The organism is Amycolatopsis sp. cg5, from assembly GCF_041346955.1.
Taxonomy (GTDB): domain Bacteria; phylum Actinomycetota; class Actinomycetes; order Mycobacteriales; family Pseudonocardiaceae; genus Amycolatopsis.
The window spans coordinates 7,773,644-7,798,914 of the sequence record NZ_CP166849.1 but is presented as its reverse complement, the minus strand read 5'-3'; the positions used below and the strand labels follow the sequence as shown (position 1 = coordinate 7,798,914).

Annotated in this window: 24 protein-coding genes and 1 pseudogene; 12 read left to right on the top strand and 13 right to left on the bottom strand. The window is 68.0% G+C overall.

What is annotated here, in order from left to right; translation table 11 throughout:
• The first annotated feature begins 2 nt into the window (after window positions 1-2).
• Both AB5J62_RS35230 and AB5J62_RS35225 read left to right on the top strand, forming a co-directional pair.
• Window positions 3-794, top strand: coding sequence for an SDR family NAD(P)-dependent oxidoreductase (locus AB5J62_RS35230; protein WP_370944319.1), 792 nt, complete (start codon window positions 3-5; stop codon window positions 792-794).
• Complete coding sequence (locus tag AB5J62_RS35225; RefSeq protein ID WP_370944318.1) at window positions 794-1,486, top strand: GntR family transcriptional regulator; 693 nt, start codon at window positions 794-796, stop codon at window positions 1,484-1,486. Before AB5J62_RS35230 ends, AB5J62_RS35225 begins: the two co-directional genes overlap by 1 nt.
• 260 nt (window positions 1,487-1,746) lie before the next feature.
• Here the strand turns inward: AB5J62_RS35225 and AB5J62_RS35220 are convergent, their stop codons facing one another.
• On the bottom strand, window positions 1,747-3,708 hold the full coding sequence (locus tag AB5J62_RS35220; RefSeq protein WP_370944317.1) for an NPCBM/NEW2 domain-containing protein: 1,962 nt from the start codon (window positions 3,706-3,708) through the stop codon (window positions 1,747-1,749).
• A 121-nt stretch (window positions 3,709-3,829) separates the two neighbouring features.
• Here AB5J62_RS35220 and AB5J62_RS35215 point away from each other — a divergent pair, with 121 nt between their 5' ends.
• Both AB5J62_RS35215 and AB5J62_RS35210 read left to right on the top strand, forming a co-directional pair.
• Window positions 3,830-5,011: a CaiB/BaiF CoA transferase family protein gene (locus tag AB5J62_RS35215; protein WP_370944316.1), complete on the top strand. Its 1,182-nt coding sequence runs from the start codon at window positions 3,830-3,832 to the stop codon at window positions 5,009-5,011.
• A gap of 2 nt (window positions 5,012-5,013) precedes the next feature.
• A complete protein-coding gene (locus AB5J62_RS35210) occupies window positions 5,014-6,279 on the top strand; it encodes an aspartate aminotransferase family protein (RefSeq protein ID WP_370944315.1) in 1,266 nt (421 codons plus the stop codon).
• Here AB5J62_RS35210 and AB5J62_RS35205 read toward each other — a convergent pair.
• From AB5J62_RS35205 to AB5J62_RS35195, 3 genes are all read right to left on the bottom strand, one after another.
• Window positions 6,272-6,697, bottom strand: coding sequence for a VOC family protein (locus AB5J62_RS35205; RefSeq protein ID WP_370944314.1), 426 nt, complete (start codon window positions 6,695-6,697; stop codon window positions 6,272-6,274). The two genes, AB5J62_RS35210 and AB5J62_RS35205, sit on opposite strands and share 8 nt — an antisense overlap.
• A gap of 45 nt (window positions 6,698-6,742) precedes the next feature.
• Entirely contained in the window at window positions 6,743-7,522 is a 780-nt protein-coding gene (locus AB5J62_RS35200; protein ID WP_370944313.1) for an IclR family transcriptional regulator, read from the bottom strand.
• Between the two features lie 161 nt (window positions 7,523-7,683).
• Window positions 7,684-8,406 carry a family 16 glycoside hydrolase gene (locus tag AB5J62_RS35195; protein WP_370944312.1) on the bottom strand — a complete coding sequence of 241 codons (723 nt, stop codon included), beginning with the start codon at window positions 8,404-8,406 and terminating at the stop codon, window positions 7,684-7,686.
• A 226-nt stretch (window positions 8,407-8,632) separates the two neighbouring features.
• Between AB5J62_RS35195 and AB5J62_RS35190 the strand changes: the two genes are divergently transcribed.
• The 3 genes from AB5J62_RS35190 to AB5J62_RS35180 all read left to right on the top strand — a co-directional run bounded on the left by AB5J62_RS35190 (window position 8,633) and on the right by AB5J62_RS35180 (window position 10,787).
• Window positions 8,633-8,974 (top strand): hypothetical protein, encoded by a 342-nt coding sequence (locus tag AB5J62_RS35190; RefSeq protein WP_370944311.1) that lies wholly within the window; start codon window positions 8,633-8,635, stop codon window positions 8,972-8,974.
• A 167-nt stretch (window positions 8,975-9,141) separates the two neighbouring features.
• A complete protein-coding gene (locus AB5J62_RS35185) occupies window positions 9,142-9,801 on the top strand; it encodes a trans-aconitate 2-methyltransferase (RefSeq protein WP_370944310.1) in 660 nt (219 codons plus the stop codon).
• 62 nt (window positions 9,802-9,863) lie between these two features.
• Window positions 9,864-10,787 carry a proteasome assembly chaperone family protein gene (locus tag AB5J62_RS35180; protein ID WP_370944309.1) on the top strand — a complete coding sequence of 308 codons (924 nt, stop codon included), beginning with the start codon at window positions 9,864-9,866 and terminating at the stop codon, window positions 10,785-10,787.
• A 432-nt stretch (window positions 10,788-11,219) separates the two neighbouring features.
• Here the strand turns inward: AB5J62_RS35180 and AB5J62_RS35175 are convergent, their stop codons facing one another.
• The 4 genes and pseudogenes from AB5J62_RS35175 to AB5J62_RS35160 all read right to left on the bottom strand — a co-directional run bounded on the left by AB5J62_RS35175 (window position 11,220) and on the right by AB5J62_RS35160 (window position 15,079).
• On the bottom strand, window positions 11,220-11,651 hold the full coding sequence (locus AB5J62_RS35175; RefSeq protein ID WP_370944308.1) for a hypothetical protein: 432 nt from the start codon (window positions 11,649-11,651) through the stop codon (window positions 11,220-11,222).
• A gap of 118 nt (window positions 11,652-11,769) precedes the next feature.
• Window positions 11,770-13,003: pseudogene (locus AB5J62_RS35170) on the bottom strand (IS256 family transposase).
• 19 nt (window positions 13,004-13,022) lie between these two features.
• Entirely contained in the window at window positions 13,023-13,898 is an 876-nt protein-coding gene (locus tag AB5J62_RS35165; RefSeq protein WP_370944307.1) for an IS4 family transposase, read from the bottom strand.
• A 521-nt stretch (window positions 13,899-14,419) separates the two neighbouring features.
• Window positions 14,420-15,079, bottom strand: coding sequence for a rhomboid family intramembrane serine protease (locus AB5J62_RS35160; protein ID WP_370950420.1), 660 nt, complete (start codon window positions 15,077-15,079; stop codon window positions 14,420-14,422).
• A gap of 64 nt (window positions 15,080-15,143) precedes the next feature.
• On the opposite strand from AB5J62_RS35160, the gene AB5J62_RS35155 reads away from it, so the two are divergent.
• Window positions 15,144-15,314, top strand: coding sequence for a hypothetical protein (locus AB5J62_RS35155; protein WP_370944306.1), 171 nt, complete (start codon window positions 15,144-15,146; stop codon window positions 15,312-15,314).
• Here AB5J62_RS35155 and ilvA read toward each other — a convergent pair.
• Complete coding sequence (ilvA, locus tag AB5J62_RS35150; protein ID WP_370950419.1) at window positions 15,311-16,537, bottom strand: threonine ammonia-lyase IlvA; 1,227 nt, start codon at window positions 16,535-16,537, stop codon at window positions 15,311-15,313. The two genes, AB5J62_RS35155 and ilvA, sit on opposite strands and share 4 nt — an antisense overlap.
• Window positions 16,538-16,693: 156 nt before the next feature.
• On the opposite strand from ilvA, the gene AB5J62_RS35145 reads away from it, so the two are divergent.
• Both AB5J62_RS35145 and AB5J62_RS35140 read left to right on the top strand, forming a co-directional pair.
• A complete protein-coding gene (locus tag AB5J62_RS35145) occupies window positions 16,694-18,532 on the top strand; it encodes a GTP-binding protein (protein WP_370944305.1) in 1,839 nt (612 codons plus the stop codon).
• A gap of 38 nt (window positions 18,533-18,570) precedes the next feature.
• Complete coding sequence (locus tag AB5J62_RS35140) at window positions 18,571-19,965, top strand: neutral/alkaline non-lysosomal ceramidase N-terminal domain-containing protein (protein WP_370944304.1); 1,395 nt, start codon at window positions 18,571-18,573, stop codon at window positions 19,963-19,965.
• Window positions 19,966-20,005: 40 nt separating this feature from the next.
• Here AB5J62_RS35140 and AB5J62_RS35135 read toward each other — a convergent pair whose 3' ends face one another.
• From AB5J62_RS35135 to AB5J62_RS35125, 3 genes are read right to left on the bottom strand one after another with little or no spacing between them, the layout of a single operon-like run.
• Window positions 20,006-20,845, bottom strand: coding sequence for a hypothetical protein (locus AB5J62_RS35135; RefSeq protein WP_370944303.1), 840 nt, complete (start codon window positions 20,843-20,845; stop codon window positions 20,006-20,008).
• A 39-nt stretch (window positions 20,846-20,884) separates the two neighbouring features.
• A complete protein-coding gene (locus AB5J62_RS35130) occupies window positions 20,885-21,436 on the bottom strand; it encodes an NAD(P)-dependent oxidoreductase (protein ID WP_370944302.1) in 552 nt (183 codons plus the stop codon).
• Complete coding sequence (locus tag AB5J62_RS35125) at window positions 21,408-22,349, bottom strand: EamA family transporter (RefSeq protein WP_370944301.1); 942 nt, start codon at window positions 22,347-22,349, stop codon at window positions 21,408-21,410. The genes AB5J62_RS35130 and AB5J62_RS35125 overlap by 29 nt, the downstream gene beginning before the upstream one ends.
• A gap of 64 nt (window positions 22,350-22,413) precedes the next feature.
• On the opposite strand from AB5J62_RS35125, the gene AB5J62_RS35120 reads away from it, so the two are divergent.
• On the top strand, window positions 22,414-22,905 hold the full coding sequence (locus AB5J62_RS35120; RefSeq protein ID WP_370944300.1) for a MarR family winged helix-turn-helix transcriptional regulator: 492 nt from the start codon (window positions 22,414-22,416) through the stop codon (window positions 22,903-22,905).
• On the opposite strand, the gene AB5J62_RS35115 is transcribed toward AB5J62_RS35120, so the two are convergent.
• Complete coding sequence (locus tag AB5J62_RS35115; protein WP_370944299.1) at window positions 22,895-24,034, bottom strand: cytochrome P450; 1,140 nt, start codon at window positions 24,032-24,034, stop codon at window positions 22,895-22,897. The two genes, AB5J62_RS35120 and AB5J62_RS35115, sit on opposite strands and share 11 nt — an antisense overlap.
• Window positions 24,035-24,120: 86 nt before the next feature.
• Here AB5J62_RS35115 and AB5J62_RS35110 point away from each other — a divergent pair, with 86 nt between their 5' ends.
• Window positions 24,121-25,182 (top strand): TetR family transcriptional regulator, encoded by a 1,062-nt coding sequence (locus AB5J62_RS35110; protein ID WP_370944298.1) that lies wholly within the window; start codon window positions 24,121-24,123, stop codon window positions 25,180-25,182.
• Window positions 25,183-25,271: the final 89 nt, after the last annotated feature.

The following is a 25,271-nucleotide window of genomic DNA, read 5'->3' as shown; positions in this document are numbered from 1 at the left end:
ACATGGGCCGGTTGGCCGACAAGGTCGCGGTGGTCTTCGGCGGTGCGCGGGGCATCGGCCTCGCCACGGTGAAGGAGTTCCTCGCCGAGGGCGCCACCGTGTACGCCAGCGACATCCGCGAGCCTGCGGAGAAGCTGGACCACGAGAACTACTCACACTCCATTGTGGACGCCACCGACGAGAACGACGTCGACACGTTCGTCCAGGACGTGCTGACCCGCGCCGGGCGCGTCGACGTGCTGTTCAACAACGTCGGCATCCACCTGGGCAAGCCTCTCGCCGACACCACTTTGGACGAGTTCGACAACATCTTCGCTCTGAACGTCCGCGCGGCGTTCCTCGGCACCCGTGCCGTGCTGCCGGGCATGATCGAGCGGAAGTCGGGCAGCATCATCACGACCTCGTCCAACGGCGGCGTGATGGGACGGCCGGGCGACCCGGTCTACAACGCCACCAAGCACGCGCTGGTCGGGCTGACCAAGTCGATCGCCGTCGCGCACGCGCACCAGGGCATCCGCGCCAACACGGTCAACCCCGGCGCGATCGACACCGACATGCTGCGCGGCACGCTCGCCTCGCCGGAGGACTTCGAGGCCAAGCAGCACGCGCTCGTCGCGAGCACCCCGGCCGCCCGCATCGGCGAGGCCTGGGAGGTCGCGAAGGCCGTCGTGTTCCTGGCTTCGGACGAGTCACGCTTCATCAACGGTGTGCTGCTCCCGATCGACGGCGCCAAGGCCGCGGGCGCGATGCCGAACGACCGTTACAGCCTGGACTTCGATCTCGGGGTCAAGTGATGGCCGCCCTCGATGCTGCCAGGTTGCAGGAGGACCGCGAGCTGCTCGAGCGCAGCGGCACGGCCGAGCGTGTCGCGTCCATCCTGCGCCAGCGCATCACCGAGGGCGACTTCCCGCCGGGCACCCGCCTGTCCGAGCCCGCGATCAGCGCCGCGCTCGGCGTCTCCCGCAACACGCTGCGCGAGTCGTTCCAGCTGCTCGCGCACGAACGCCTCGCGGTGCACCAGCTCAACCGCGGCGTGTTCGTCCGCGAGCTGACGGCCGAGGACATCTCCGACCTCTACGCGATCCGCCGCATCGTCGAATGCGGCGCGCTCCGCCGCGCGGCCGAACGCCCCTCGCTGGACCTTTCCCCGGTCTCTCAGGCGCTTTCGGACGGCCAGTCCGCCGCGGCCACCTCGGACTGGCGAGCCGTCGGCACGGCGAGCATCCACTTCCACCAGGCACTCGCCGACCTAGCGGGCAGCCACCGCGTCAGCGAGACCATGCGCCAGGTACTCGCCGAAACCCGCCTGGTCTTCGTGTTCACCGAAAACACCCAGGCCTTCTTCGAGCCTTACCTCAACCGCCACGCCCGCATCCTCAAGCAACTCGAGCGCGCCCGCTTCACCGACGCCGCCGACGCGCTCGACGCCTACCTCCGCGAGGCCGAGACCCAGCTCCTCGCCGCCTACGCCCGCGCCGACCCATGACCCCCGCCGGTCATACCCCGAATGCGTCTTTCGGTCCCTCCCACGTCCCGAATGCGTCTTTCGGTCCCTCCCACGTCCCGAATGCGTCTTTCGGTCCCTCCCACGTCCCGAATGCGTCTTTCGGTCCCTCCCACGTCCCGAATGCGTCTTTCGGTCCCTCCCACGTCCCGAATGCGTCCTTCGGTCCGTCCGAGGTCCCCAATGCGTCTTTCGGCACCTGCCAGGGACCGAAAGACGCATTGGGGAGAAAACCGGGTGGGTCAGCAGGTGATCGTGGCGTTGGCCCAGTCGGCGTGGTCGGAGTTGTTGCCGTCGCCGCCGTCGGTGACGACCAGGTCGAGCACGCCGACGCCGGTGAGCGGGACGTCGATGGCCTGGGACTGGCCGGTCTTCATGGTCTCGGTCGCGGCGAGCTGCTTGCCGTCGCCGAGCACGCTGAAGGCGACCGTGCCGATCTTCTTCTCGTCGTCGAGTCCGACGATCGAGCTGAACGACTTGCAGCCGCCGCCCAGGTAGAAGCGCACCTTCGACGGCGCGTGCACGCCGAGGCCGTCAGGGTAGACGACGCCGCCGATGGTGATCGGCTTGCCGTCACCGGCCTTGGACTCGCCGTTGCTCTTGCCGCGCTCGACCGGGCCGAAGCCGTTCTCCGCCGAGATCCACGCGGCTTGGGACAGCGCGGTCGTGCCCGCCGTGGGCGCGGTCACCAGCGGCGTGGTGCCTTCGGTGTCCAGTGTCTGCTTTCCCCAGAGCGTCCAGTATTCGGTGTGCGAGGTCACCGAAACCTTGTCGCCGGTCGGGGCGACCGGGCTGACCGTCCACGTGTGCTTCCACGATTTTCCCGGCAGGACAACGAGAACGAACTCGTCGGCGCGGCCGTCGACCTTCCAGCCGGTGGGCGCGGTCAGCGAGACCTTGCCGAGGAAGGCGGGCGTCGAACCGTCGTTGGTGAGTTCGACCGAAGTGGTGAACGGCTTGTCGCGGGGCGTGAAGTCGGCCGCCTGCACGGAAAGCGTGGTGCGCGGCGCGGCGCTCGGGAACTTCGACGGCCAGACGCGGAACGCGGCCGCGCCGTGGCTCGGCACCGCGGCGCGCAGCGCGCCCGTGGTCTCGGTCTCGGCGCCGGTCCACAGGTCGCGGACGCGGTAGCCGGACGAGGCCGCCGCGCCGATCTCCGCGGGCACGGTCGAGATCGACGAGGACTTGCTGCCGCGGTTGAACAGCACGACCGCGGTCGAGCCGTCGGACATCGGCTTCGCCCAGACCTCGTTGTCGCCGTCGTCGCGGACCTTGTGGCCCTGCTTGCCGCCCCAGTCCTGGTTGATCGCGATGAGATCTTTGTTCTGCAGGATCTTCTTCGTCGCGTCGGACTGCGAGCGCAGGTCGTTGCCCGCGAGCAGCGGCGCGTTCATCAGCGACCACAGCGCGAAGTGCGCCTGGTACTCGTCGTTGGTCATGCCGCCGTTGCCGACCTCGAGCATGTCGGGGTCGTTCCAGGCGCCGGGGCCGGAGTAGGCCTCCAGGCCGACCTGCTTGTCGAGGATGCCGGTCCAGCTGCCCCAGTTGTCCTTGATGTCGCCGGTGGTGCGCCACAGCTGGGCGCCCGCGTCCTTGCCCCAGGTCCACGGCTTGTTCTGGCCCCACTCGCACAGCGCGTAGACGATCGGGCGGCCGGTCTTCTTCAGCGCCTCGCCCATCTTCGTGTAGCGCTCCAGCGCGGGACGGCCCTGGTTGTTGCAGTTGTCGTACTTGAGGTAGTCGACGCCCCAGTCCGCGAACGTCTGCGCGTCCACCTCTTCGTGGTCGAGCGCGCCCGGCATGGTCTTCGCGCAGGTCAGCGTGCCCGCGCTGGTGTAGATGCCGAGCTTGAGGCCCTTGCCGTGGATGTAGTCGGCGAGCGCCTTGATCCCGCTGGGGAAGCGGGCCTTGTTGTTCTCGAGCTTGCCTTCGGCGTTGCGGTTGAGCTCCGCCCAGCAGTCGTCGATGTTCACGTACTGGTAGCCGGCGTCCTTCATACCGGACGACACGAGCGCGTCCGCGGTCTCGCGGATCAGCTGTTCGTTGATGTTGCAGGCGAACTTGTTCCAGCTGTTCCAGCCCATCGGCGGCGCGGCGGCCGGCGCTTCGGCCGGTCTGGCTCCGGTTTCGGTGGCGACCGCCGGGGCGGCCACGACAGTCGTCGCGGCCCCCAGGGCGGCGACGAACACGACAAGACGACGCATGGATCCTCCCAGGGAGTGCGCAACTCTGCACAAACTCACTCAACAATCAACATCACGGGCGGAGCGTCGTCAATGGGCCGTTCGTCTATATCCGCGAGCAGTTATCAATAAGGGTGACAACTTGACCAGACCACTGGACGGCATCAAGGTCGTCGACCTCTCCCGCATCCTGGCCGGGCCTTACTGCACGCAGTACCTGGGTGAGATGGGCGCCGACGTGATCAAGGTCGAGCCGCCCGGTCACGGCGACGACACCCGGATGTGGGGCCCGCCGTTCGTCGGCGACGACGCGGTCTACTACCTCGCGGCCAACAGGAACAAACGTGGGATCGTGCTCGATCTCAAGAGCGAACGCGGCCAGGACGCCGTGCGCAGGCTCGTCGCGGACGCCGACGTGCTGGTCGAGAACTTCCGGCCCGGCACGCTGGAGCGCTGGGGGCTCGGCTACCCCGAGCTGTCCGAGCTGAACCCCCGACTCATCCACCTGTCGATCACCGGCTTCGGCCAGACCGGTCCATACCGCGACAAGCCCGGCTACGACCTGGTCGCGCAGGCCATGGGCGGGATCATGGACCTCACCGGCGAGGCCGACGGGCCGCCCGCGAAGGTCGGCCTGCCCGTCGCCGACCTCAACGCGGGCACCTGGGGCATCATCGCGGTGCTGATGGCGTTGCACGCCCGGCACACGACCGGACGCGGCCAGTACCTCGATGTGTCGCTTTTGGACACCCAGCTGGCCTGGCACGTCTACGCCGCCGGAGCCACCTTTTACGACGCCAAGCGGCCGCGCCGGATGGGTTCGGCGCACCCGAGCATCGTGCCGTACCAGGCGTATCAGGTGGCCGACAGCTGGATCGTCATCGCGGTCGGCTCCGAGAAACTCTGGCGCGTCTTCTGCGCGGTGCTGGGCCTGGACATCGCCGAGGATCCCCGGTTCGTGTCGAACGCGGCCCGCGCCGCGCACCGCGAAGAACTCAACGAGCTGCTTCAGGAGATCCTGCTCACGCGCCCCGCCGACGACTGGCTCAAGCGCTTCGAGGAGGCGAGTATCCCGGCAGGCCCGATCAACACGATCGACGACATCTACGCCGACCCGTGGACCGCTGAGCGGGATCAGGTGGTACGCATGGATTCGTACACGGGCACGGGCTTCCCGGTGAAGGCGTCGGGCACGCCGGCTCGGCCGGTCTCGCCACCGCCGTCGCTCGGGCAGCACACCGAAGAGGTGCTGGCCGAGCTCGGCTACCCGGCCGAGGAGATCAGGGAGTTCCTGCCCGACCGAGCTTCGAGTGATGAGGAGTGACGATGCAACCGACCAACCCGCTCTGGCATCCGTTCGCGGACATGGGCGCGGTCGACGGCGACCGGATGATCATCACCAGGGGTGCGGGATCGTACGTCTGGGACGATCAGGACCGGCGGTACTTCGACGCGACCGCCTCGCTCTGGTACGCCAACTTCGGGCACGGCCGCGAGGAGATCGCCGACGCCGTCGCCGCGCAGCTGCGCAAGCTCGACTCGTACAACCTCTTCGGCTACTACGCCAACGAGCCCGCGCTGAAGCTGGCCGAACGCGTTTCCGCGCTCGCGCCGACACCCGGCTCGAAGGTGTTCCTCGCCTCCGGCGGCGGCGACGTCGTCGACACCGCGGCGAAGATCGCCCGCGCGCACTTCTTCCACACCGGCCGTCCCGGGAAGACCCACCTCATCGGCAGGCAGCTCGGGTACCACGGCACGCACGGCTTCGGCACCGCGATCGGCGGGCTCGCGCCCAACCGGGTCGGCTTCGAACCGTTGCAGGAGCCCGTTTCGCACGTCCCGTTCGACGACTCCGCCGCGCTGGAGGCGGAGATCCTGCGCGTCGGCGCCGACCGGGTGGCCGCGTTCTTCTGCGAGCCGGTGATCGGGGCCGGTGGCGTCCAGCTGCCGCCGCCCGGGTACATCGAGGCCGTCGCCGAGATCTGCAAGCGGCACGACGTCCTGTTCGTCGCCGACTGCGTGATCGCCGGGTTCGGGCGGCTCGGCACCTGGTTCGGCATCGACCGCTGGCCGGTCCAGCCGGACATGATCACCGTGGCCAAGGGCATCACCGGCGGCACGATCCCGCTGGGCGCGCTGATCGTCGCGCCGCGCGTGGCGGAGCCGTTCTTCACCGGGCGGCCCGGTGCGCCGATCCTGCGGCACGGCCCGACCTACGCCGGGCATCCCGTCGCCTGCGCGGCCGCGAACGTCACGCTCGACATCTACGAGCGCGAAGGCCTGATCGCCCGCGGGCGCGAGCTGGAGAAGCCGCTCGCCGACGTGCTGTCGGGGCTGACCTCGCATCCCTTGGTCGCCGAAGTCCGTGCCGGGCTCGGCTTCCTGGCCGCGGTCGACCTCACCGCCGACGTGCTCGAAGCAGATCCGGGTGCTTCGGGCAAGCTGCAGCGTGCCTGCCGCGAGGAGGGCGTGCTCGTCCGCCCGCTCGCCAAGGGATTCGCGATCTCACCACCGCTGATCGCCGATGAGCCCGAACTCGACCTGCTCGGGAACGCTTTCCCGCGCGCGCTCGACCGGCTCGAGGTCAGCTGAGACAGAGTTCATTGCCCTCCGGATCCGCGATCGTGATCCACCAGTGCGGGCCCTGGCGGCCTCGGTGCAGTTCTTTCGCGCCGAGTGCCGTCAGGCGCTCGAGCTCGGCTTCGCGCTTGTCCTCGCCGACCCGAAGATCCAGGTGCACCCGGTTCTTCACGGTCTTCTCCTCCGGCACCAGCATGAACAGGATCCGCCTGCCCGAGCCGTCCGGATGCAGGATCGCCTGGCCCTCGCGCCAGACGAGCACACCCTTGTGCGTCTTGGTGTCCGCCTCCGTGGCGTGTCCCGCCGCGACCATCTCCCGTATGAAGTCCTCCTTACTGGGCTCGACGTCCCAGCCGAGCATGTCCGCCCACCAGTCGGCGAGCGTGTGCGGATCCGCCGAATCGACGACGATCTGGAATTCGTAGGTCATGGCAGCACGATAACCACGGGCACCGACAATTTCGGAGGAGACGACCTACAGCGAGTAGGAGGACACCGCCCGCTGGATCCGGTTCGCGTACGCCTGCAGCGACGAGATCGCCGCGCGCTTCGCCTCGTCGTTGATCCGCGCGGCCGGCCCCGCCATGGTGAGCACGGCCGGGCGATGTCCGGGCACGTGCACCGGCACCGAACACGCCCACACGCCTTCTTCGATCTCGCCCCAGCTGACCGCGTACCGGTTGAGCGCCGCGCGCTTGAGCTCGTCGCGGATCCCGTGCCCGCGCCGCTGCATCAGCGTGGGCAGCCGCCGTTCGCGGTCGGCCTCGGGCAGCGACGCGAGCATCATCTTGCCGGACGCGCCTTCCCCCAGCGGAACGGAATGACCGGGCTGGAAGGTGAACCGCATCGCCCGATCGCATTCGACCCGGTCGGCGCAGACGGCCGTATCCCCGAAATGCTGGAATAGCAACACTGTTTCGCCGAGTTCGCGTGCCGCTTCTTCCATTGTCGGCTTGGCGAGCCGCGCCAGGTCATTGGACAGTTGTGCGGCACGCGCCAGCGGCATCACCTGGCAGGTCACGTGATAACGCCCGGCTTTGCCTTCTTCGAGCAGCTGTAGTTCCTTCAACAGTGCCACGTAACGATAAGTCGTCGCGACCGGCGTGCCGATGGTCGCGGCCAGTTCGGCGACACTGGCTTCCGGCCTGCGCTCGGAGAAAGCCAGCAACAGCTGCAAGACCTTGCGGGAACTGCTCGCGCCCGGCGTGCGCCGGGGAGCGGCCGAGGCGAGGGGAGGGCGTGCGGCGGGCGTCATTTGTCAACCTCTCGGGGAAACGGCGCAACTACGGTCACCAGCACAACAGAGAATTAAGTTAGCACAGTGTGCGAACTGCTGGTCAATACCGAAGTCGATATTCTCCGAGACAATTCAGGTGCCGGATTCCACCAGGTGGAATCCGGCACCGGAATCACCGATCAAGTCGTGATGAACTTGTCCGGGCTCTGCACGACGGGTGATTCGAAGAACAGGTTCTTGTATTCGTCCTGGATACCGGAGTTGTGGACCTGAATGGCCAGCGGCCCGACCCGGCCCGCCGTCTTGTCCTCGAACTTCAGCACCTCGACACCCTTACAGGTGGCCGCAGGATCCTTCAGCGGACAGCAGGCCATCCGCGCGACACCGGTGGTCGCGTTGCCGATCAGCTCGCACTGCGCCCATTTCTTGATGTCGATCGAAGTGTGCGGATACTGCGTGAACAGCTTCCCGCCGCCGTCGTTGTGCCCGGCCCGGTAGTCCCAGTGCCCGCCGTTCGGCGGCTGGAACTGGATGGAGTCGAGGCCGTTGAGCACCGGGGTGGTCTTGCCCCAGATCAGCACGGTCGGCTTGTGGTCGCCCTTGACCTGCTTGAGCGTGAAGATCCAGCGGAAGGTGTCGACCTGCTTCTTGTTGTAGTACAACCAGCCGCGCGCGGTCCCGTTGCCGTGGATGACCCCGTTCTTGGCCGACCAGAGGCCGTCCTTCGACGAGGTCCAGCCGTCGAGCGTCTTGCCGTCGAACATCGACACCAGGTTCGGGTCACCGTACGGATTCGGGTCGCCCTTCGGGGTCAACCCGGCTGCTGCTGCCATCGGCGACGTGACCACGGCCGTCGCCAAAGCGACCCCCGCGACCAGCGCCAAGAGTGAGCGGCGAAGCATGGATGCCGTCCTTTCCTTCGTAACCGGACGTGAACGCTTACGGTCGGACGGCGATTGTCACGCTACGAGTGAGCGCCGTTACCCGTCAACCCCGCTAGTCCGGATGCCACCGGGTGTCCCGCTGAGCGAACCCTCCACTGTGGAGTAACTGGACGGTCTTCGAAATCGTTTTTGCTGCTGGGCGGAACGTGCCAGGCTGGGCCGAGACTTGGGGGAAGGAGACGTGGTGCGCCCGCTCCTGTTCCTCGATGTCGACGGACCGCTCAATCCGTTCCAGGCCAAGCCGAGCAAGCGCCCGGACGGCTACCTCACCTACCGGATCTGGACCTCGGTTCCGACTCCGATGCCTGGCCGCCGGAAGCCGCTGCGGGTCTGGCTTAAGCCATCGCATGGCGAGGAACTCCTTGCGCTGCCTTACGAGCTGGTCTGGGCGACGACCTGGACACACGAGGCCAACCAGAAGATCGGACCCGAACTAGGGCTGCCCGTTCTGCCTGTGGTCAGCTGGCCGGAGCAGCGGCGGAGCGCGGACGGTCTGCACTGGAAGACGCGCGAGATCGTCGAGTAGGCGGCCGGGCGCCCCTTCGCCTGGGTGGATGACGAGCTCACCGAAACCGACCGCGCCTGGGTTGCGCGACAGCATGGGGAAGCCTTGCTGCATTGGGTCGACCCCCGGCTCGGATTGCGTGCGTCGGACTTCGAGACTTTGCGGGTCTGGGCTGGGAAACTGGACAGGTGAAGGAAAAGCGGCTGCTCGACGACACCGAACTCGCACTGTCCTCTGTGGTCGCCAACAACGCGATGAACCGGCTCCGCGGCCTCGCCGGGACCAACGGTTACACCCGTGAGCTCGGCTTCAACCCGGTCGATTTCCTTGCCGACAGGCCGAACGCGGCCTGGCTCGACCTCTGCTGCGGCAGCGGCAACGCGTTGCTGCAGGCGGCGAGGCTGCTGCCGGGGGTGCGCATGGTCGGCGTCGACCTGGTCGGTTACTTCGCGCCGCCGCCGCATCATGGCGTGGAATTCGTCGAATCCTCGGTCACCGAATGGGCACCGCCGTGCGCGTTCGACCTGATCACGTGCGTACATGGGCTGCACTACGTCGGGGACAAGCTCGGAGTGCTGGCGAAGGTCTCGTCCTGGCTCACCGACGACGGCCGGTTCGCCGCCGATCTCGATCTCGCGTCCATCCGGCGTGAGGACGGGAGCCCGGCCGGGCGGCGGCTGGTCGCGGCGCTGCGGGCGGACGGGTTCGGGTATGACGGGCGACGGCGGCGCATCGGCCGCTGGGGCCGCAAGCAGGTCCGATCGCCCTACACTTACCTGGGAGCCGACGCTGAAGCCGGCCCGAACTACACGGGACAGCCCGCGGTGATGTCGTACTACCGGGATTGATTCGGGCCCTCGCGGCGTTGAACCGGTGGTACGAGTGTGACGAGGAAGAGCAGGAGAACGTAGTGGCGCTGGATCCAGAGGAGCTGTACGAGGTGGACTCCGACGTCCCCGACCTGGACGGCGTCGTGCTCCTCCACCACTTCGACGGCTTCATGGACGCGGGCTCGGCGGGCGCTTTGGTGGCCGAGCACCTGCTCAGCGAGCTGGAACACCGGGTGATCGCGCGGTTCGCCGTCGACAGCCTGATCGACTACCGCTCGCGCCGCCCGCCGATGACCTACGCGATCGACCACTGGGAGAGCTACGACGCGCCCGAGCTGGTCGTGCACCTGCTGCACGACGAGGACGGGGTGCCGTTCCTGCTGCTCACCGGCCCGGAGCCGGACCACGAGTGGGAGCGGTTCACCAAGGCCGTCCAGTCGCTGATCGAGCGCTGGGGCGTCCGGCTGACCGTCGGCTTCCACGGTATCCCGATGGGCGCGCCGCACACCCGCCCGCTCGGCGTGACCTCGCACGCCACCAGGGTCGACCTGGTCGGCGACCACCAGCCGCTGCCGAACCGGATGCAGGTGCCGGGCAGCGTGGCCGCGCTGATCGAGTTCCGCCTTGGCGAGGCAGGTCATGACGCGATGGGCTTCGCCGCGCACGTCCCGCACTACCTGGCGCAGGCCACGTACCCGGCCGCCGCCGTGCTCGTGCTCGACTCGCTGGCCAAGGCCACCGGGCTGAACCTGCCGGGCGAACCGCTGCGTGAGGCCGCCGTGACCGCGGACGCCGAGATCAACCGCCAGGTCGCCGAGTCCGACGAGGTCGCCGACGTGGTGCGCGCGCTGGAACGCCAGTACGACACCTTCGTCGAGGCGTCGAGCCGCAACAGCCTGCTGGCCGAGAGCGTCGAGCACATGCCGACCGCTGAGGAGCTGGGGAACCAGTTCGAGCGGTTCCTCGCCGAGCAGCAAGGCCCCGGCGACTCGCCCGAGCGCTGACCTGGTCGTGAGCGTTGCGGGCGGTTCTAACCGCCCGCAACGCTCACGACAAACGCCCGCGATCCGGCGCCGGGCAGGCTTGACGTACCCAGACGGACGGCGCGCGTACCTGGATGGACGGCGCGTGTACCTGGGCGGACGGCACGCCCGGTCAGCCCGGCACGACGGCGACTCGCCCGAGCGCTGACCTGGTCGTGAGTGGTACGGCCGGTTCTAACCCAATGCCACGTAGCTTGAGTTGATCAGGCTGCGCGGGTGAGTCCGCGTAGCCTGATCGTGGGTGGGCTGGGGTGGCGGGTGCTGGCTGGTTCGGTGCGTGTCTTGGCGCGGTATGCGTTGTGGCGTAACCGTTTGACCGCGCGTGGGCATGTTCGGTGTCGGCGGGGCGGGAGGGGTTTGCCGGTGATGTCGGCCAGGATCGTGGGTAGTGCGTCAGTCCAGTCCGGAGGGGGAAAAACCCGCCGTGCCGGTGGCGGAACGACGGGCGATACGCAGGACACGGCTGTAGCTGATCCGGTCGGGGTCGAGATCTGCGGCCTCGGCCGCGCGGGCGATCAGGACACTCAGGGCGTAATGGACGGTCAGCCACGCCCAGATCTCCTGATGCACCAGCTCCGGAAGTCTCGATCGCAGGATCTTGCCCGGCCCTCGAAGATGGGTTTTGAGCTGGTCATTGGCGGTTTCCTCCTCCCAGCGCTGGTGATAAGCCGCGGCGAGTTCCTCGGCGGCCGCGTCGTCGGAGTCGGTGATGTTCGTGAGCAGCACGATCAGCTCACCGGTGCCGTTGCCCACGCGGTCGGGGATGTCGTATTCCACGACCCGGACCAGGTGTGCCTCCTCGGGGTGGATCTGGTCCCCGGCCATCGCAGCGTCGAGAATCTGACGACGACGGCCCGCTCCGCGGACCTTCGGGTTGATCAGAACCGGAGCCTGTCACGATTTCTGTGTAAGTCAGAGGTGATTACTTACGTTTTTCAGGTTATCAGAAAGGGAGCCTTCCTGGGAAGAGGCGGGCTAGGGTGTTGAGTGCGACTTTCCAGCCGTGTGTTCCCGTTCCGGATGTTCCGCCGCGTTGACTGGAGATGTTGCGGAGTCCGAGGTAGAGAAGTTTCATGGCTGCGTCTTTGTCGGGGAAGTGTCCGCGGTTCTTGGTGATTTTGCGGAGTTGGAAGTTGATGGATTCGATAGCATTGGTGGTGTAGACGATTTTGCGGAGTTCCGGCGGGTAGTCAAGGAACGGGATGAGGTCATTCCAGGCGTTATGCCACACGTCGATGGCTCCTGGATATTGTTGCCCCCATTTCTTGTCGAATTCGGCCAGGGCGAGTTCGGCGCCTTCGACGGTGGGGGCGCAGTAGATCTCGCGCATCGATGTGGCGATCTTTTTGCGGTCGTTGTAGGACACGAATTTCGAGGCGTTGCGGATGACGTGGACCACGCAGGTCTGCACGACCGTGTCAGGAAAGATCACTTTGATCGCGTCGGGAAGACCGGTCAGGCCGTCGCAGCAGGCGATGAGGATGTCTTTGACGCCACGGTTGCGCAGGTCGGTGACGACCTTCTGCCAGAACTTCGCGGCCTCGGTGTCCTGGATCCAGCAGCCGAGAGCGTGCTTGCGGCCGTCCACGTCGACACCGATGGCCAGGTAGGCGACTTTGGTGGTCACCACGCCGTTGTCTTTGACGCGGATCCGGATTCCATCCACATACAGGATCGGATACACCTCGTCGAGCGGACGTGATTGCCACGCTTTGATCTCGTCGACCACGACATCGGTCACGTTCGATATCAATTCCCGGGAGGCATTCACGCCATAAACTTCCAGCAAATGCGCTTCGATGTCGCGGGTGGTCATGCCCCGGGAGTACAGTGACAGGATCATGTCGTCGATGTTGCCGATCCGACGAGATCGCTTCGGCACGATCGCGGGTTCAAAAGACCCGTTCCGGTCACGCGGAACCTCGATATCGACCGGACCGTTCATCGTCGACACCGTCTTGGTCGACTTCCCATTTCGGGAATTGCCGGAACCGCGACCGGAGGGGTCGCTTGGCGTCATAGCCTAAATGGTCGGTCATCTCGGCCTGCAGCGCCCGCTCGAGGACCGCTTTGGTCATTTGATTCAGCAAGCCGTTGACGCCGTCGATCGGCGTTCCGGCCGCTTTGGCGTCCTTCAGCAGCGCGTCGATCGTCTCCGGCGAGAACGTCTCCGCCAGCTGCCGCGCCGCCGCCTCGTCACTGCGACGAGGCGATGTGTTCTGCGTCACTCGGTGTCCCTTCCGACCGCCCACCAGGCCGGTCGATCTTGGTACACCCCCGACCTACACAGTTGGCGTGACACGCCCCAGAACCCGTGAGATAAGACCCGTCGGACAGAACCCGCACCACCGGCAACGCCAGGTTCGCCGGTGCCCGCCACAACAACGCCGCACCCGTGCGTGAGGCGCTGTCCCACGCGTCCCAGCTATAGAAATTCCGGTCCGCGGTCAGCAGCTCATCAGCAAGCAGACGCGGATAGAGCTCCTGCGCCAAGGTTTGCTCCCCCGTCGCATAGGCGCCGACGCGAGCGGCGAGGAACGCGTGCGTGCCGCATTCGGCCAGCGCCACCACCCGCGCTTTCGGAAAGGCCGAGCGATGCTTGCCCGATCCGGCATACCCGAACTCCTCCACATTGCCCGCGGTGTCGGGCAGGTCGACCTCGAACCCGTCGATCGCCAGCAACCGCCACCGCCGCAACCACGCGCCACGCGTGTCCGAGGTCGCCACCGCCTGCGCGACACCCTCGAACACCTGCTCCATCACCACCGGCCCCAACCGTTTACGAGCCTGAGTGATCCCACTGGCCGTCGGCACCGACCAGGACGCATCCCAGCACCCGAACCGCGACAACGACCCGGTCACCTTCGTCGCGACCTCCTCATAATCATCGTCGGGGAACAAGCTCATCGCCATCGTCAGCACCGCCACCACACGCGGCGGCAGCTTCCCATCCGACCGCTTCGCCCCCACCCCGCACGCCGCGATCGCGGCGTCGATCACATCCCGATCCACCGCCGCCACCAGCACACCCAGCGACACCTGATCCGGGCTGGCCGTCACACCTGAACTCATAACCGACGATCAGACCAGCCCGCCCCAGACAACCCACACCGCCACGCCGCAAACCCACCACCACAAACAAGATCAACTTAAGCTACGTGGCATTGGGTTCTATTGGGCGGAAACCCAAACGTGGCGTGATGGGCGTGAGTGCGACTTGCTGAGAATCAGCGGCCGCAGGTCTGACGGAGTTGCTTTGGGGACACCTGACGGCCCACAAGCAACTCCGTCGGCCCAGGCTCGCCGACTCCTCGACCACGCCACCTCGGACCTACCGCTCAAATAGCCCACAACGCTCACGACCCCAAGTCCCACAAGTCAAGCACGTTGACTGAGGAGAATTTGCGACGTTGAACGACCCATTTCGCACTCAGTCAACCTGCTTGACCTTTGCAGCAGGTGGTCAGACGCAGCGAACGGAAGAATCTGGCCATACAACGTCCAGATTCTTCCGTTCGCGAAGATCAACGCGCCCGTCGGACCGCGCCACCTTTGACCTTCCGCTCAATAACCGGCGAAAACACTCACGAGCCCTAGGCGTCTTTGGGGAAGAGGGTGGTGGTCGAGTCGGTGAAGGCCGGGGTCTCCGGCTCGGCGGCGGCCTTCTTGCGGCGGCGGTCGCGGAAGAGCCAGCCGCCGATGATGCCGCCGACGAAGCCGAAGCTGTGGCCCTGCCAGCTGACCTGGGCCTCACCGGGCAGCAGCGAGGTGAACTGGTAGGCGAAGCACAGCGCCATCACCAGGCCGATCACGATGTCGATGCGGTGCCGGTCGAACAGGCCCCGCACGATGATGTACCCGAAGTAGCCGAACACCATGCCGCTGGCGCCCGCCGTGACGGTCATCGACGGCGAGAAGAACCAGACGCCGAGCCCGCTCGCGATGGCGATCAGCACGGTCACCGCGAGGAACTTCTTCACCCCGCGGTACGCGGCGAGGAAGCCGAAGATGAACAGCGGCCCCGAGTTGCCCTCGATGTGGGCCCAGCTGTTGTGGATGAACGGCGCGGTGAAGATCTCCGGCAGCGACCCCGGTTCACGCGCCTCGATGCCGTACTCGCGCGTGAGGTCGTAGCCGTTCAGCGCGTTGAAGATCTGCACGGACCAGATGATCGCCAGGAAGCCGACCATGACCCAGAGCGCCTTCTTGGCCTCCGCGATCATCTCCTCGGCGGTGCCTGGTCCTTCCCCGATGATGTCCACTTCGCGAGGATAACCGAGGGGCCCGACAAAAATGGGCGTATGAGAAGCTCAGGCCATGGCTAAACCCTCGACGCTGCAGGTTCGCAACGCCGCCGTGGCACTGGTCGCGGCCGGGATCGCGGTCTGGAACCTGGTCATCGGCGGGCCGTTCCTGGTGACCTTGTTCCTCGGGCTCGGCTGTGTGCTCGCGATCGCGTCGGCCTACCTGAACCGCCCCGGCGCCTAAAGCAGGAAGCGGAAGAGCGCGCTCTGCGGATCGACCGTCTCGATGTGCAACGGGCTCGCCGCCATCCGCGTGAGCAGGCCGTCGAGGTCCGCCCGCGCGCCGATCTCGACGCCGACCAGCGCCGGTCCGGTCTCGCGGTTGTTGCGCTTGACGTACTCGAAGAGCGTGATGTCGTCGTCCGGCCCGAGCACGTAGTCCAGGAACCGCCGCAGCATCCCGGGTTCCTGCGGGAAGTCGACCAGGAAGTAGTGCTTCAGTCCTTCGTGGACCAACGACCGCTCGAGGATTTCGCTGTACCGGCTGACGTCGTTGTTGCCGCCGGAAAGCACGCACACGGTGAGCGCGTCCGACGGAAGCTCGCGCACGGCCGTCGTCGCCAGCGCGCCCGCGGGCTCCGCGATGATCCCGTCACGCTGGTACAGGTCCAGCATCTCGACGCACACCGCGCCGGCGTCGACGGTGACGATCCGCGCGCCGCTGTCGCGGACGAGCGGGAACGTCACGGCCCCGACCTGGCGGACGGCCGCTCCGTCCACGAACGGATCGAGTTCGGGCAGCGCGACCGGCTCGCCTGCCGCCAGCGCCGCCGTCATGCTCGCCGCGCCGGACGGCTCGACGCCGACCAGCGAGACCTCCGGGTGCCGGGAACCGAGCCATGCCGCCATCCCGGCGAGCAGCCCGCCGCCGCCGACCGGGACCACGATGCGGTCCGGCACGCGCCCGAGCTGGTCGATGATCTCGCAGGCCACCGTGCCCTGGCCGGCCACCGTGCGCGGGTCGTCGAACGCGGGCACCACCTCGGCGCCGGTCTTCTCGGCGAACTCCAGCGCCGCGGCCTGCGCGTCGTCGTAGGCGTCGCCCTCGACGACCACCTCGACCCAGCTGCCGCCGATGGCCGCGATCCGCTCGCGCTTCTGCCGGGGCGTCGTGCGCGGCAGGTACACCCGGCCGTGCGTCCGCAGCGCCGAGCACGCGTACGCGACGCCCTGCGCGTGGTTGCCCGCGCTGGCACAGACGACACCGGCTTCGGAAACACCCAGCTGGGCCATCAGGTTGTAGGCGCCGCGCAGCTTGTACGACCGGACGGCCTGCAGGTCCTCGCGCTTGATCCAGATCTCGCCGCCCGCGAGGCCGGAGAGGCGGTCATTGCGTTCGAGCGGGGTGCGCAGCGCGACGCCGTCGAGCCGGGCTCCGGCCTTTTCAACGTCGTCCGCGGTGGTCATCGACACCGAAGAAAGGGTACGCCGGGAAAATCGGGTGCTCTTCGACAGGTGCGTTGTTAGCCTCGGAGGGTTGGTCACCTTCAAGACAGGAGTGTCGAATGCGCGTGGGAACGGAATGCCTCATCTCCACTTCCGTGACCATCGCAAGGGCACTCCATGAAGACTTCGAACATCGGGATTCTCGCGCATGTTGACGCCGGGAAGACCAGCCTCACCGAACGCCTGCTCTTCCACGTAGGCGTCATCCGCGAACTGGGCAGTGTGGACGGTGGGAGCACCCAGACCGACACGCTCGACCTGGAACGCCGCCGCGGCATCACCATCCGCGCCGCGGTCGTCTCGTTCACCGTCGGCGACCGCAAGGTCAACCTGATCGACACGCCGGGCCACGCCGACTTCATCGCCGAGGTCGAACGGTCCATCCGCGTGCTCGACGGTGTCGTGCTGGTGATCTCGGCCGTCGAAGGCGTCCAGACGCAGACCCGCGTGCTCATGCGCACGCTGGCCAGGCTGAAGATCCCGACGCTGCTGTTCGTCAACAAGATCGACCGGATGGGCGCGGCGTACGACGGCCTGCTCGCGTCGATCGCGCGGAAGCTCACGCCCGCCATCGTCCCGATGGCGACCGTGACCGGGCTCGGCACGCGTGCGGCCAAGGTGTGGCCGGACCTCGGGCGTGCGGCCGAGGTGCTCGCGGGCAACGACGACGCCTTCCTGGAGTCCTATTTGGAGGACCGGGCGGGCGAGGCCGAGGTGCGGGCGGAGCTGGCCACGCAAACCGGGCGCGGGCTGGTGCATCCGGTCTACTTCGGCTCGGCGATGACCGGCGAGGGCGTTCCGGAACTGCTCGAAGGCGTCCGGACGCTGCTGCCGTCCGCGAGCGGGTCCGAAGAGGACGTTCTGCGCGCGACCGTCTTCAAGATCGAGCGTGGGGCGTCGGGGGAGAAGGTCGCGTACGCGAGGCTTTACGGCGGCTCGGTTTCCGCACGCGACCACGTCACGGCCTATCGCGGCGGGCTCGACTTGGGCGCCGCGAAGGTCACCGCGATCGAGCCCGGCCGGGTCGTCGCGGGGGACATCGCCAAGCTGTGGGGGCTCAAGGACGTCCGGATCGGCGACAGCCTCGGCAGCCCGGAGCCCTCGGACGAGCGGCCCCTTTTCCGGCCGCCGACGCTGGAAACCGTGGTACGGGCGGAAAATCCGGGTGCGCTGTACGCGGCGCTGACGGCGCTGGCCGACCAGGATCCGTTCATCCAGGTGCGCAGGGCCGGTGAGCGGATCTCCGTCCGGCTGTACGGCGAGGTGCAGAAAGAGGTGCTCCAGTTCCAGCTGGCCGAGGAGTTCGGCCTGCCGGTGGTCTTCGAACGGACGCGGACGCTGCGGGTCGAACGGCTCGTGGGGACGGGTGCGGCCGTGCGGTTCATCGAGCTGCGGGACCGCGACGATCCTTACGCGACAGTAGGTTTGCGGGTCGAGCCCGGCGAACCCGGTTCCGGGGTGCGGTACCGGCTCGAGGTCGAGCTCGGGTCGTTGCCGCGCGCGTTCCACACCGCGATCGAGGAGACGGTCCAGTCGAGCCTGGCCCGCGGCCCGCACGGCTGGGAGGTGCTCGACTGCGTGGTCACGTTGACGCATACCGGGTATTTCAGTCCGATCACGACGGCGGGCGACTTCCGCGCGCTCACCCCGATCGTGCTGGGACTCGCGCTGGTCGACGCCGGGACACGGGTGTACGAGCCGGTCGACGCCTTCGAATTGTCGGTGCCCTCCGATAGCGTCAGTGCCGTCCTGGTTTGCCTGTCCGATGCCGGCGGGCGGACGCGTGAAGTAACTGTCAGGGAGGAATATGCGACTCTCGAAGGGGTGATCCCGTCGAGCGGGGTGGTGTCGTTCGAACGGCGGCTGCCTTCGCTCACGCGCGGGGAAGGCCTTCTCCTGCCCAGATTCGCCGGATTCGAACCTGTGGCGGGCGAGGCAACCTGGCGTGTCCGGTGAACGTCATAGAGGCGCAAGTACGACTGAGGGGAAACAAAATGGCTTATTCCGCTGGTTCCGCGAAAATCGACATCACGCCGCCGCTGACGATTCCTTATGTCGGCGGGCTGCCGAGGCACTCGTTCTTCGAAGGTGTGCACGACGAGCTGTACGCCCGCGCGGTCGCGATCACCGACGTCACGCCGAACAAGACGATCATCATCATCACGGTGGACGCGCTCGGCCTGAACAACGACATCCTCGGCCCGACGCGGGACTTCACCGCGGAGGTCCGCGCGCAGGTCACCACGGCGACGGGCGTGCCCGCCGCCAACATCATGCTGGCCAGCTCGCACGCGCACTCCACGCCGGAGACCGGCGACGTGCGCCACCTCTACACCGACCCGGCCAAGCTCACCTGGCTGGAGGGCCTGCGCGACAAGCTCGCCCAGGTCGCGGCGAGCGCGTACGCGTCGAGGCAGACCGTCACGGCCAAGCACGTGCGCGGCGAGATCGAGCCTGGCAGCTTCGTCAAGAACCGCGACGCCTCCTTCTATCCGGGAGCCGCGCCGATCGACACGGAGATCGGCGTGCTCACGCTGGAGAACGCGGCGGGCACCTGGCGGACGGTGGTCGTCAACTTCGCCTGCCACCCGGTGATCATGCAGGTCAACCCGTACGTCTCCGCCGACTATCCGGGCGCCGCCTCGGCGTGGGTCGAGCGGAACGTGCCCGGCTTGGACGTCTGCCTGTTCCTGCAGGGCGCGGCGGGCAACATCAACCCCGACGACGACCCGCTGTGGGACGACCAGCGCTCCGCCTTCGACGAGCGGAACATGCCCAATTTAGCCGTCATCCGGGATTCGTTCGCGCACAACGAGCGGATCGGGCTGGCGCTCGGGATGACCGTCGCCGATCTGTCCAACGGGCTGCCGGGCAAGGCCGTCACCGGGCCGATCAAGGCGTTCTCCGAGAAGATCAACGTCGCGTCGCGCCCGCTGCCCGCCCGCGGGCCGTACCAGACCGAGTTCGACATCCGGACCCAGGCGGTGCAGGACGCGATCAACAACGGCGCGAGCGAGGAGGAGATCGTCTCGCTGCGCAACGCCGCCCAGGAGTACGAGGAGCTGCTGGCGGCGATCGACCGCGGCACCGCGACGATCGACGCCGAGGTGCAGGGCCTGCGCTTCGGCAACGTCGCGTACATGGGCCTGCCGGGTGAGCCGTTCGTCGAGTTCGGCTTGCAGCTCAAGGCGTTGTCGAACAACAACCGCGCGATCACCCCGGTCGGCTACGCCAACGACTACCTGGGCTACTTCATGCCGCAGGCGCTGTGGGACGCCGGGGTGTGGGAGTCGACGCTCGGCTGCCAGACCCGGATGGGCCGCGACGCGGGCGTCGCGATCTACAACAAGGCCGCGGCGCTGGTGACCAAGCTCTGGCAGAACCCGTAAACCGTTGTGGTGGCAGGGGATTCGCGTCCCCTGCCACCACCTACAGATGAGGAAGGAGTGTCTTCACCGCGTCGACGGTGGCGTAGCCGCGCCATTCGAGCGACCCCGCGGGCGAGGCCGAGTCGAAGTCGACGACCCAGCCGCCGTCGTCCTGCTGCAGCGCGGCCAGCCGTTCGAGGTCGGCCGCGAGCACGTCACGCGGCATGAGGGCGCGCAACGGTCCGTCGTGCCACGGCGAGAAATCCAGCGGGCGCTGGGCTTCTCCGTCCGCGCCGCCTTCGACGGGTACGACCCAGTCGTCCGGCAGGAAGCCGGCCATACGCTCGAGTTCGGCTTCGGCGCCGATCGCGTCGAGAAACCACAGCACGAAGCGGAATTCGATGGCGAATCCCGTGCCGGTGCGTTCGGCGATGCGGGCGAGGCAGTACTCGGTCGCGCGCCGCAGCCACGGATGCTCGCCCATCCCGGCACGATGGGCGGCGCCCGCGACCGCGGCCGTCAGCTGCAACGACGACCGCGCCGGGTCCGCGTTCACCCAGAACGGCGCCGAACCGGCAGGCTGGGTCAGCGGCAGCGCGAACGGCAGGCCGCCGTCCGGCAGCGTCACCCCGGCGAGCCAGTCGCACAGCTCGGGCGCGGGCTGCCGGGTCTCCTCGAAGACCTCGAACGCGTGCAGCGCGCCCGCGATCTGGCTTTCGGGTGACCGCAGGTCCGGCTCCAGTCCCCAGCCGAAGCCGCCGTCGGCGTTCCGGTACGCCATGACCGCGGCGAGTGTGCCGCTCGCGTCGCCGCGGCCGGTGACCAGGTCGAAGCGGCGGCGGTCCAGCAGCCTGGCATGCCCGGCCATGAACGCCGATGCTCGGTCCAGATCGATTTCCATACCGCCATGGTGGCCTTGCCCGGCGCTGACGCAAAGTTTTCAGTAGCCGACGGTGAACCGGGTCCCGCGGTGGCGGGGTCGTTCCGCCTCGTCGACCAGCGCGACCGCGAAGTCTTCCACCGAGATCGACGAAAGACCGTTCGCGTCGACGAGCAGATCGTCCGCGCCGACCCGGTAACTTCCGGTGCGGACGCCGGGTTCCAGCGAGGCGGGCGGGCTCAGGTACGTCCAGTCCACATCGGACGCCGCGCGGCAGGCGGCGAGCTGTTCGTTGCAGGCCAAGGCGATCTCTCGGATCTCGGCGGGGAAGTCCGGGGTGTCGGACAGGATCGTGCCGTCCGCGACCCGCAGGCTCGCGGCCCCGCCGACGAGCAGCAACCGGCATTTCGTGCCCGCCAGCAACGCTTTCGCGGCCGCGACGAGCTCAGGTCCGCTGCCCGGCGCCGGGCGCGTCGCGCTGATCAGCACGTCCTGGCCTTCGCTGAGCGATGCCACGTCCTCGACGTTCGTGGCGTCGCCGGTGCGCATCGTCGTGGACGGCCGGCGGCTGACGGGCGTCACCTCATGTCCGCGCGAGCGCGCTTCGGTCACCACCGCGCTCCCGACGCTGCCCGCCGCTCCGAACACTGTGATCCGCATGGTTCTCCTTCTTCTTGAGTGGGATCTGGGCCGCGACGAGCGCGGCGAGGACGATCACGGCGCCCAGCAGCTGGGCGGCCGTCAGGCTCTGGCCGAGCACGAGCCAGCCGACCGTGGTGGCGACCAGCGGGCTGAGCAGGCTGAGGAAGGTGACGTTGGTGGCGGACAGGCCGCGGATGCCGCGGAACCACAGCGCGTACGCCACGGCGGCGCCGGGAATCGCGAGGTAGGCGTAGCCGAGCACGTTGCCGGCGGTCAGCCCGGACGGCGGCGGTCCCTCGACGAGCAGCGCGACCGGCAGCAGCACCAGCCCGCCCGCGACGAGCTGCCAGCCGGTGGTCGCCAGCAGCGGCGCCGGCGAGGTCCAGCGCTTGCTGAGCACGACCCCGGTGGCCATGACGGCCGCGCCGCCGAGTGCCGCCGCGACGCCGAGCGCGTCCAGCTTGGCGCCGGCGCGCAGCACCAGCAGGCTGACACCGGCCACGCCCGCGATGCCCGCGATCGCGGTGCGCGCCGAGAGCCGTTCGCCGAGCAGCCCGCTCGCGAGCACGGCCACGATCAGCGGCTGGATGGCCCCGACGGTCGCGGCGACGCCGCCGGGCAGCCGGTAGGCGGCGACGAACAGCAGCGCGAGGAACACGCCGATGTTGAGCGTGCCCAGTACGAGCGAACGCCACCACCACTGCCCGCGCGGCAGCCGGCGGGTGAGCGCGACCAGCAGGAGGCCGACGGGCAGCGCCCGCACGAGTGCCGCGAACAGCGGCCGGTCCGGCGGCAGGAACTCGGTGGTGACCAGGTAGGTGGTGCCCCAGATGGCGGGCGCCAGCGCGGTGACGGCGATGAGGGCGATCCGGTTGCTTAGCACTAAGACAAAGTATCTTATCGCTAAGCTATCCGCCAGTGTTTTGTCTCATCGCTAAGGTATCCACATGGCAGACCACGTCGACTTCATCGTGCAGCAGTGGGCCGAGCAGCGTCCTGACGTGGACGTCTCGCCGATGGCCGTGATCGGGCGGCTGAAGCGGCTCTGGCAGCTGGTCGACGCCGAACTGCGCCAGACCTTCAAGGAGCACGACCTCGACTCCGCCTCGTTCGACGTGCTCGCGACGCTCCGCCGTGGCGGAACGCCGCTGAGCCCGACCGAGCTGATGAAGGCCTCGATGGTGACCTCGGGCGCGGTCACCCAGCGCCTCGACAAGCTGGAGGCGCGCGGCCTCGTCGTCCGCGCCGAGCGGGCTTCGGACGGCCGCGGCGTCCAGGTCGAGCTCACCCCCGAAGGCCTGGCGCTGATCGACCGCGCGCTGCCCGACCATCTCGCCACCGAGACGCGCCTGCTCTCGGCGCTCAGCGGAACCGAGTTCGACGAGCTGGTCGGGACGCTGCGCAAACTCCTCGAGTCGCTCGGCGACGTCAGAGGCTGACGACCAGCGACGACAGCCGCCACGTGCCGGGATCGGGCGCGCGCTCGGCTTCCTTGATCGCGAGATCGGGGAAGCGCCGCAGCAAGACGGTGAGCGCGACCTCGGTTTCGACCCGCGCCAGCGACGCGCCGAGGCAGAAGTGCGGCCCGTGCGCGAAGCCGAGGTGGCCGGCCGTCCTGCCGGGAATCAGCCGGTCCGGATCGGTGAACACGCGCGGATCGCGATTGGCGGCGGCGATCACGGTCAGCACCGGCTCGCCCTGGGCGATCTCGGTGCCGAGCAGTTCGACGTCTTCCCTCGCGTAGCGCGGAATCGTCAGCAGTCCCGGGCCGTGCAGGCGGGTCAGCTCGTCGACGGCGCCTGCCGGGTTTCCGTGGAACGCCGCGCGGTCGCCGGGGTTGGTCAGCAGCACCTCGATCGCGTTGGCGATGAGGTTGACCGGCGTCTGCCCGGCGAGCACGAGATGCCAGACGAGCGTGACGAGTTCGGCGTCGCTGAGCCGGTCGCCGTCCTCGGACTGGGCGCGGAGCAGATCCGAGATCACGTCATCGCCCGGTTCGGCCCGCTTCCGCGCCACCGCTTCCTTGGCGCCTTCGAGGATGCCGGGGACGGCTCCGGCGAACTTCGGCCCGGCGCCCATGGCGACCGCCGCGCCGTACTCCCGCCATCGCGGACGATTCGCTTCGTCGATGCCGACGAGTTCGCAGATCACCTCCATGGGCAGGCGCTGGGCGAACCCGGTGAGCAGATCCCCGTCGGTGAGATCGTCGAGCAGCCGCTCGACGATCGGCTCGATCCTCGGCCGGAACTCGGCGGCTCGCCTGGGGGTGAACGCGGGCGCCACCAGCCGTCGCTGGCGCAGATGTTCGCTCGGCGCCATCTCGCTCATGGTTCGCAGGTAGGGCAGGTACTCGGCGGCCACGTCGGGGCGCATGAAGCTGTCGGTGCTGATCTCGAAGCGCGGGTCGACCAGCAGCCGCTTGGCATCGTCGTGCCTGGTCACGGCCCACATCGGCCCGAATTCCGGCGCGCCGACCCGTGCCAGTGGGGCCTGCTCGCGGGCGCGGCCGTACGCGCTGAAGGGGTCACGCAGGACTTGAAGGTCGGTCAGTTCGATCTCGGGGACCACGGGGAACTCCAAATGTTCAGATCAGATGTTCTCATCATCTCAATGGTGACGGTATCTTGATCCCGGACGTCAAGGCAAGGAGAACGATGGCCCGGCTCACGAGGGCGCAGACGCAGGAGCGCAACCGCGCCAAGGTGCTGGCCGCGGCCAAGGACGAGTTCACCGAGCGCGGCTTCCGCGAGGCCAAGATCGACTCGATCGCCGAGCGCGCCGAGCTCACCCGCGGCGCGGTCTACTCCAACTTCCCCGGCAAACGCGCGCTGTACTTCGCGGTGCTGGCCGAGTACGCCCCTCGTCCGCCCGAACTCGAACCCGGCTTGACGGTCGCCGAGGCGCTCGGCGTCTTCGCCCGCGCCTGGGTCGGCAGGCTGCCGCTCGTCACGGACGGCCGCCACGCCTCGGCCCGGCTCGCGATGGATCTGCTCCCCGAGATCATCGCGGACGAGCGGACCTGGGTTCCCTTCACGCAGTTGACGAAACTCAACGCGCTGCTGCTCGGCCTCTCGCTGGAAAGCCTGAGTCCTCGTTCCGGGCGGCTGGTCCGTGTCGCCGAATCGGCGTTGACGGTCCTGCAGGGCGCGAGCCAGCTGGCGGCGGCCGCGCCCGGCTTCACCGAACCGTTCAACGTGGTCAGCGCGTGCACGGGCCTCGCCGATCTCGACCTCGGCGACGAATGGCTGCCGTCGGGCATGATCCCCCAGACGCGCGCGCTCGACGATCCGTGGCTCCCGCCGGACGCCCTCGACATGCTGCGAGACGAGCCGTTTTCCCTTGCCGGGGACGGAGTCGTGGCGATACTCGGGCTGCACCGGGCGTCCGCCGTCGAGGAGGCGGTGCGTGCGGCGGTGCCGGGCGAGGAGATCACAGCCGTGCTGGTGACCGGCGACCCCGGCGAGCTGATGCCGTTGGCGCGCTTGACCATCGCGGACGCGCGGGCGTGCCTGCGCCAGGCTTTCCCGCACTCGGCTCGGCCGCGCCTGCGGGTCGTCTGTGACGAGAATGGCGTCATTGCCGCGGCGGCCGGTGTTCCGGCGATCAGCGACGCGACGGAAACCGCCGTCCGGATCAAAGCCGGGCGAATTGTCGGACGGGCCGATGGCTACGGTGCCTGCCATTACGCGGCCTCCGGTGTCACTCAGGAATCCTGAGCCGTCCATAGTGGCTGGTCAGTCGAACTCCTTACCAGACAAGCGCTTCCGGCTCGTCACGCCCTCGTTTGTGTCCGATTGATCCGGAT

Coding starts and splice junctions, on each gene's coding strand:
- AB5J62_RS35225 (WP_370944318.1), top strand. CDS start 794: ATGGCCGCCCTCGATGCTGCCAGGTTGCAGGAGGACCGCGAGCTGCTC.
- AB5J62_RS35140 (WP_370944304.1), top strand. CDS start 18,571: ATGGCTTATTCCGCTGGTTCCGCGAAAATCGACATCACGCCGCCGCTG.
- AB5J62_RS35110 (WP_370944298.1), top strand. CDS start 24,121: ATGGCCCGGCTCACGAGGGCGCAGACGCAGGAGCGCAACCGCGCCAAG.
- AB5J62_RS35155 (WP_370944306.1), top strand. CDS start 15,144: ATGGCTAAACCCTCGACGCTGCAGGTTCGCAACGCCGCCGTGGCACTG.
- AB5J62_RS35120 (WP_370944300.1), top strand. CDS start 22,414: ATGGCAGACCACGTCGACTTCATCGTGCAGCAGTGGGCCGAGCAGCGT.
- ilvA (WP_370950419.1), bottom strand. CDS start 16,537: ATGACCACCGCGGACGACGTTGAAAAGGCCGGAGCCCGGCTCGACGGC.
- AB5J62_RS35165 (WP_370944307.1), bottom strand. CDS start 13,898: ATGAGTTCAGGTGTGACGGCCAGCCCGGATCAGGTGTCGCTGGGTGTG.
- AB5J62_RS35200 (WP_370944313.1), bottom strand. CDS start 7,522: ATGACGCCCGCCGCACGCCCTCCCCTCGCCTCGGCCGCTCCCCGGCGC.
- AB5J62_RS35175 (WP_370944308.1), bottom strand. CDS start 11,651: ATGGCCGGGGACCAGATCCACCCCGAGGAGGCACACCTGGTCCGGGTC.
- AB5J62_RS35210 (WP_370944315.1), top strand. CDS start 5,014: ATGCAACCGACCAACCCGCTCTGGCATCCGTTCGCGGACATGGGCGCG.
- AB5J62_RS35205 (WP_370944314.1), bottom strand. CDS start 6,697: ATGACCTACGAATTCCAGATCGTCGTCGATTCGGCGGATCCGCACACG.
- AB5J62_RS35135 (WP_370944303.1), bottom strand. CDS start 20,845: ATGGAAATCGATCTGGACCGAGCATCGGCGTTCATGGCCGGGCATGCC.
- AB5J62_RS35145 (WP_370944305.1), top strand. CDS start 16,694: ATGAAGACTTCGAACATCGGGATTCTCGCGCATGTTGACGCCGGGAAG.
- AB5J62_RS35230 (WP_370944319.1), top strand. CDS start 3: ATGGGCCGGTTGGCCGACAAGGTCGCGGTGGTCTTCGGCGGTGCGCGG.
- AB5J62_RS35220 (WP_370944317.1), bottom strand. CDS start 3,708: ATGCGTCGTCTTGTCGTGTTCGTCGCCGCCCTGGGGGCCGCGACGACT.
- AB5J62_RS35195 (WP_370944312.1), bottom strand. CDS start 8,406: ATGCTTCGCCGCTCACTCTTGGCGCTGGTCGCGGGGGTCGCTTTGGCG.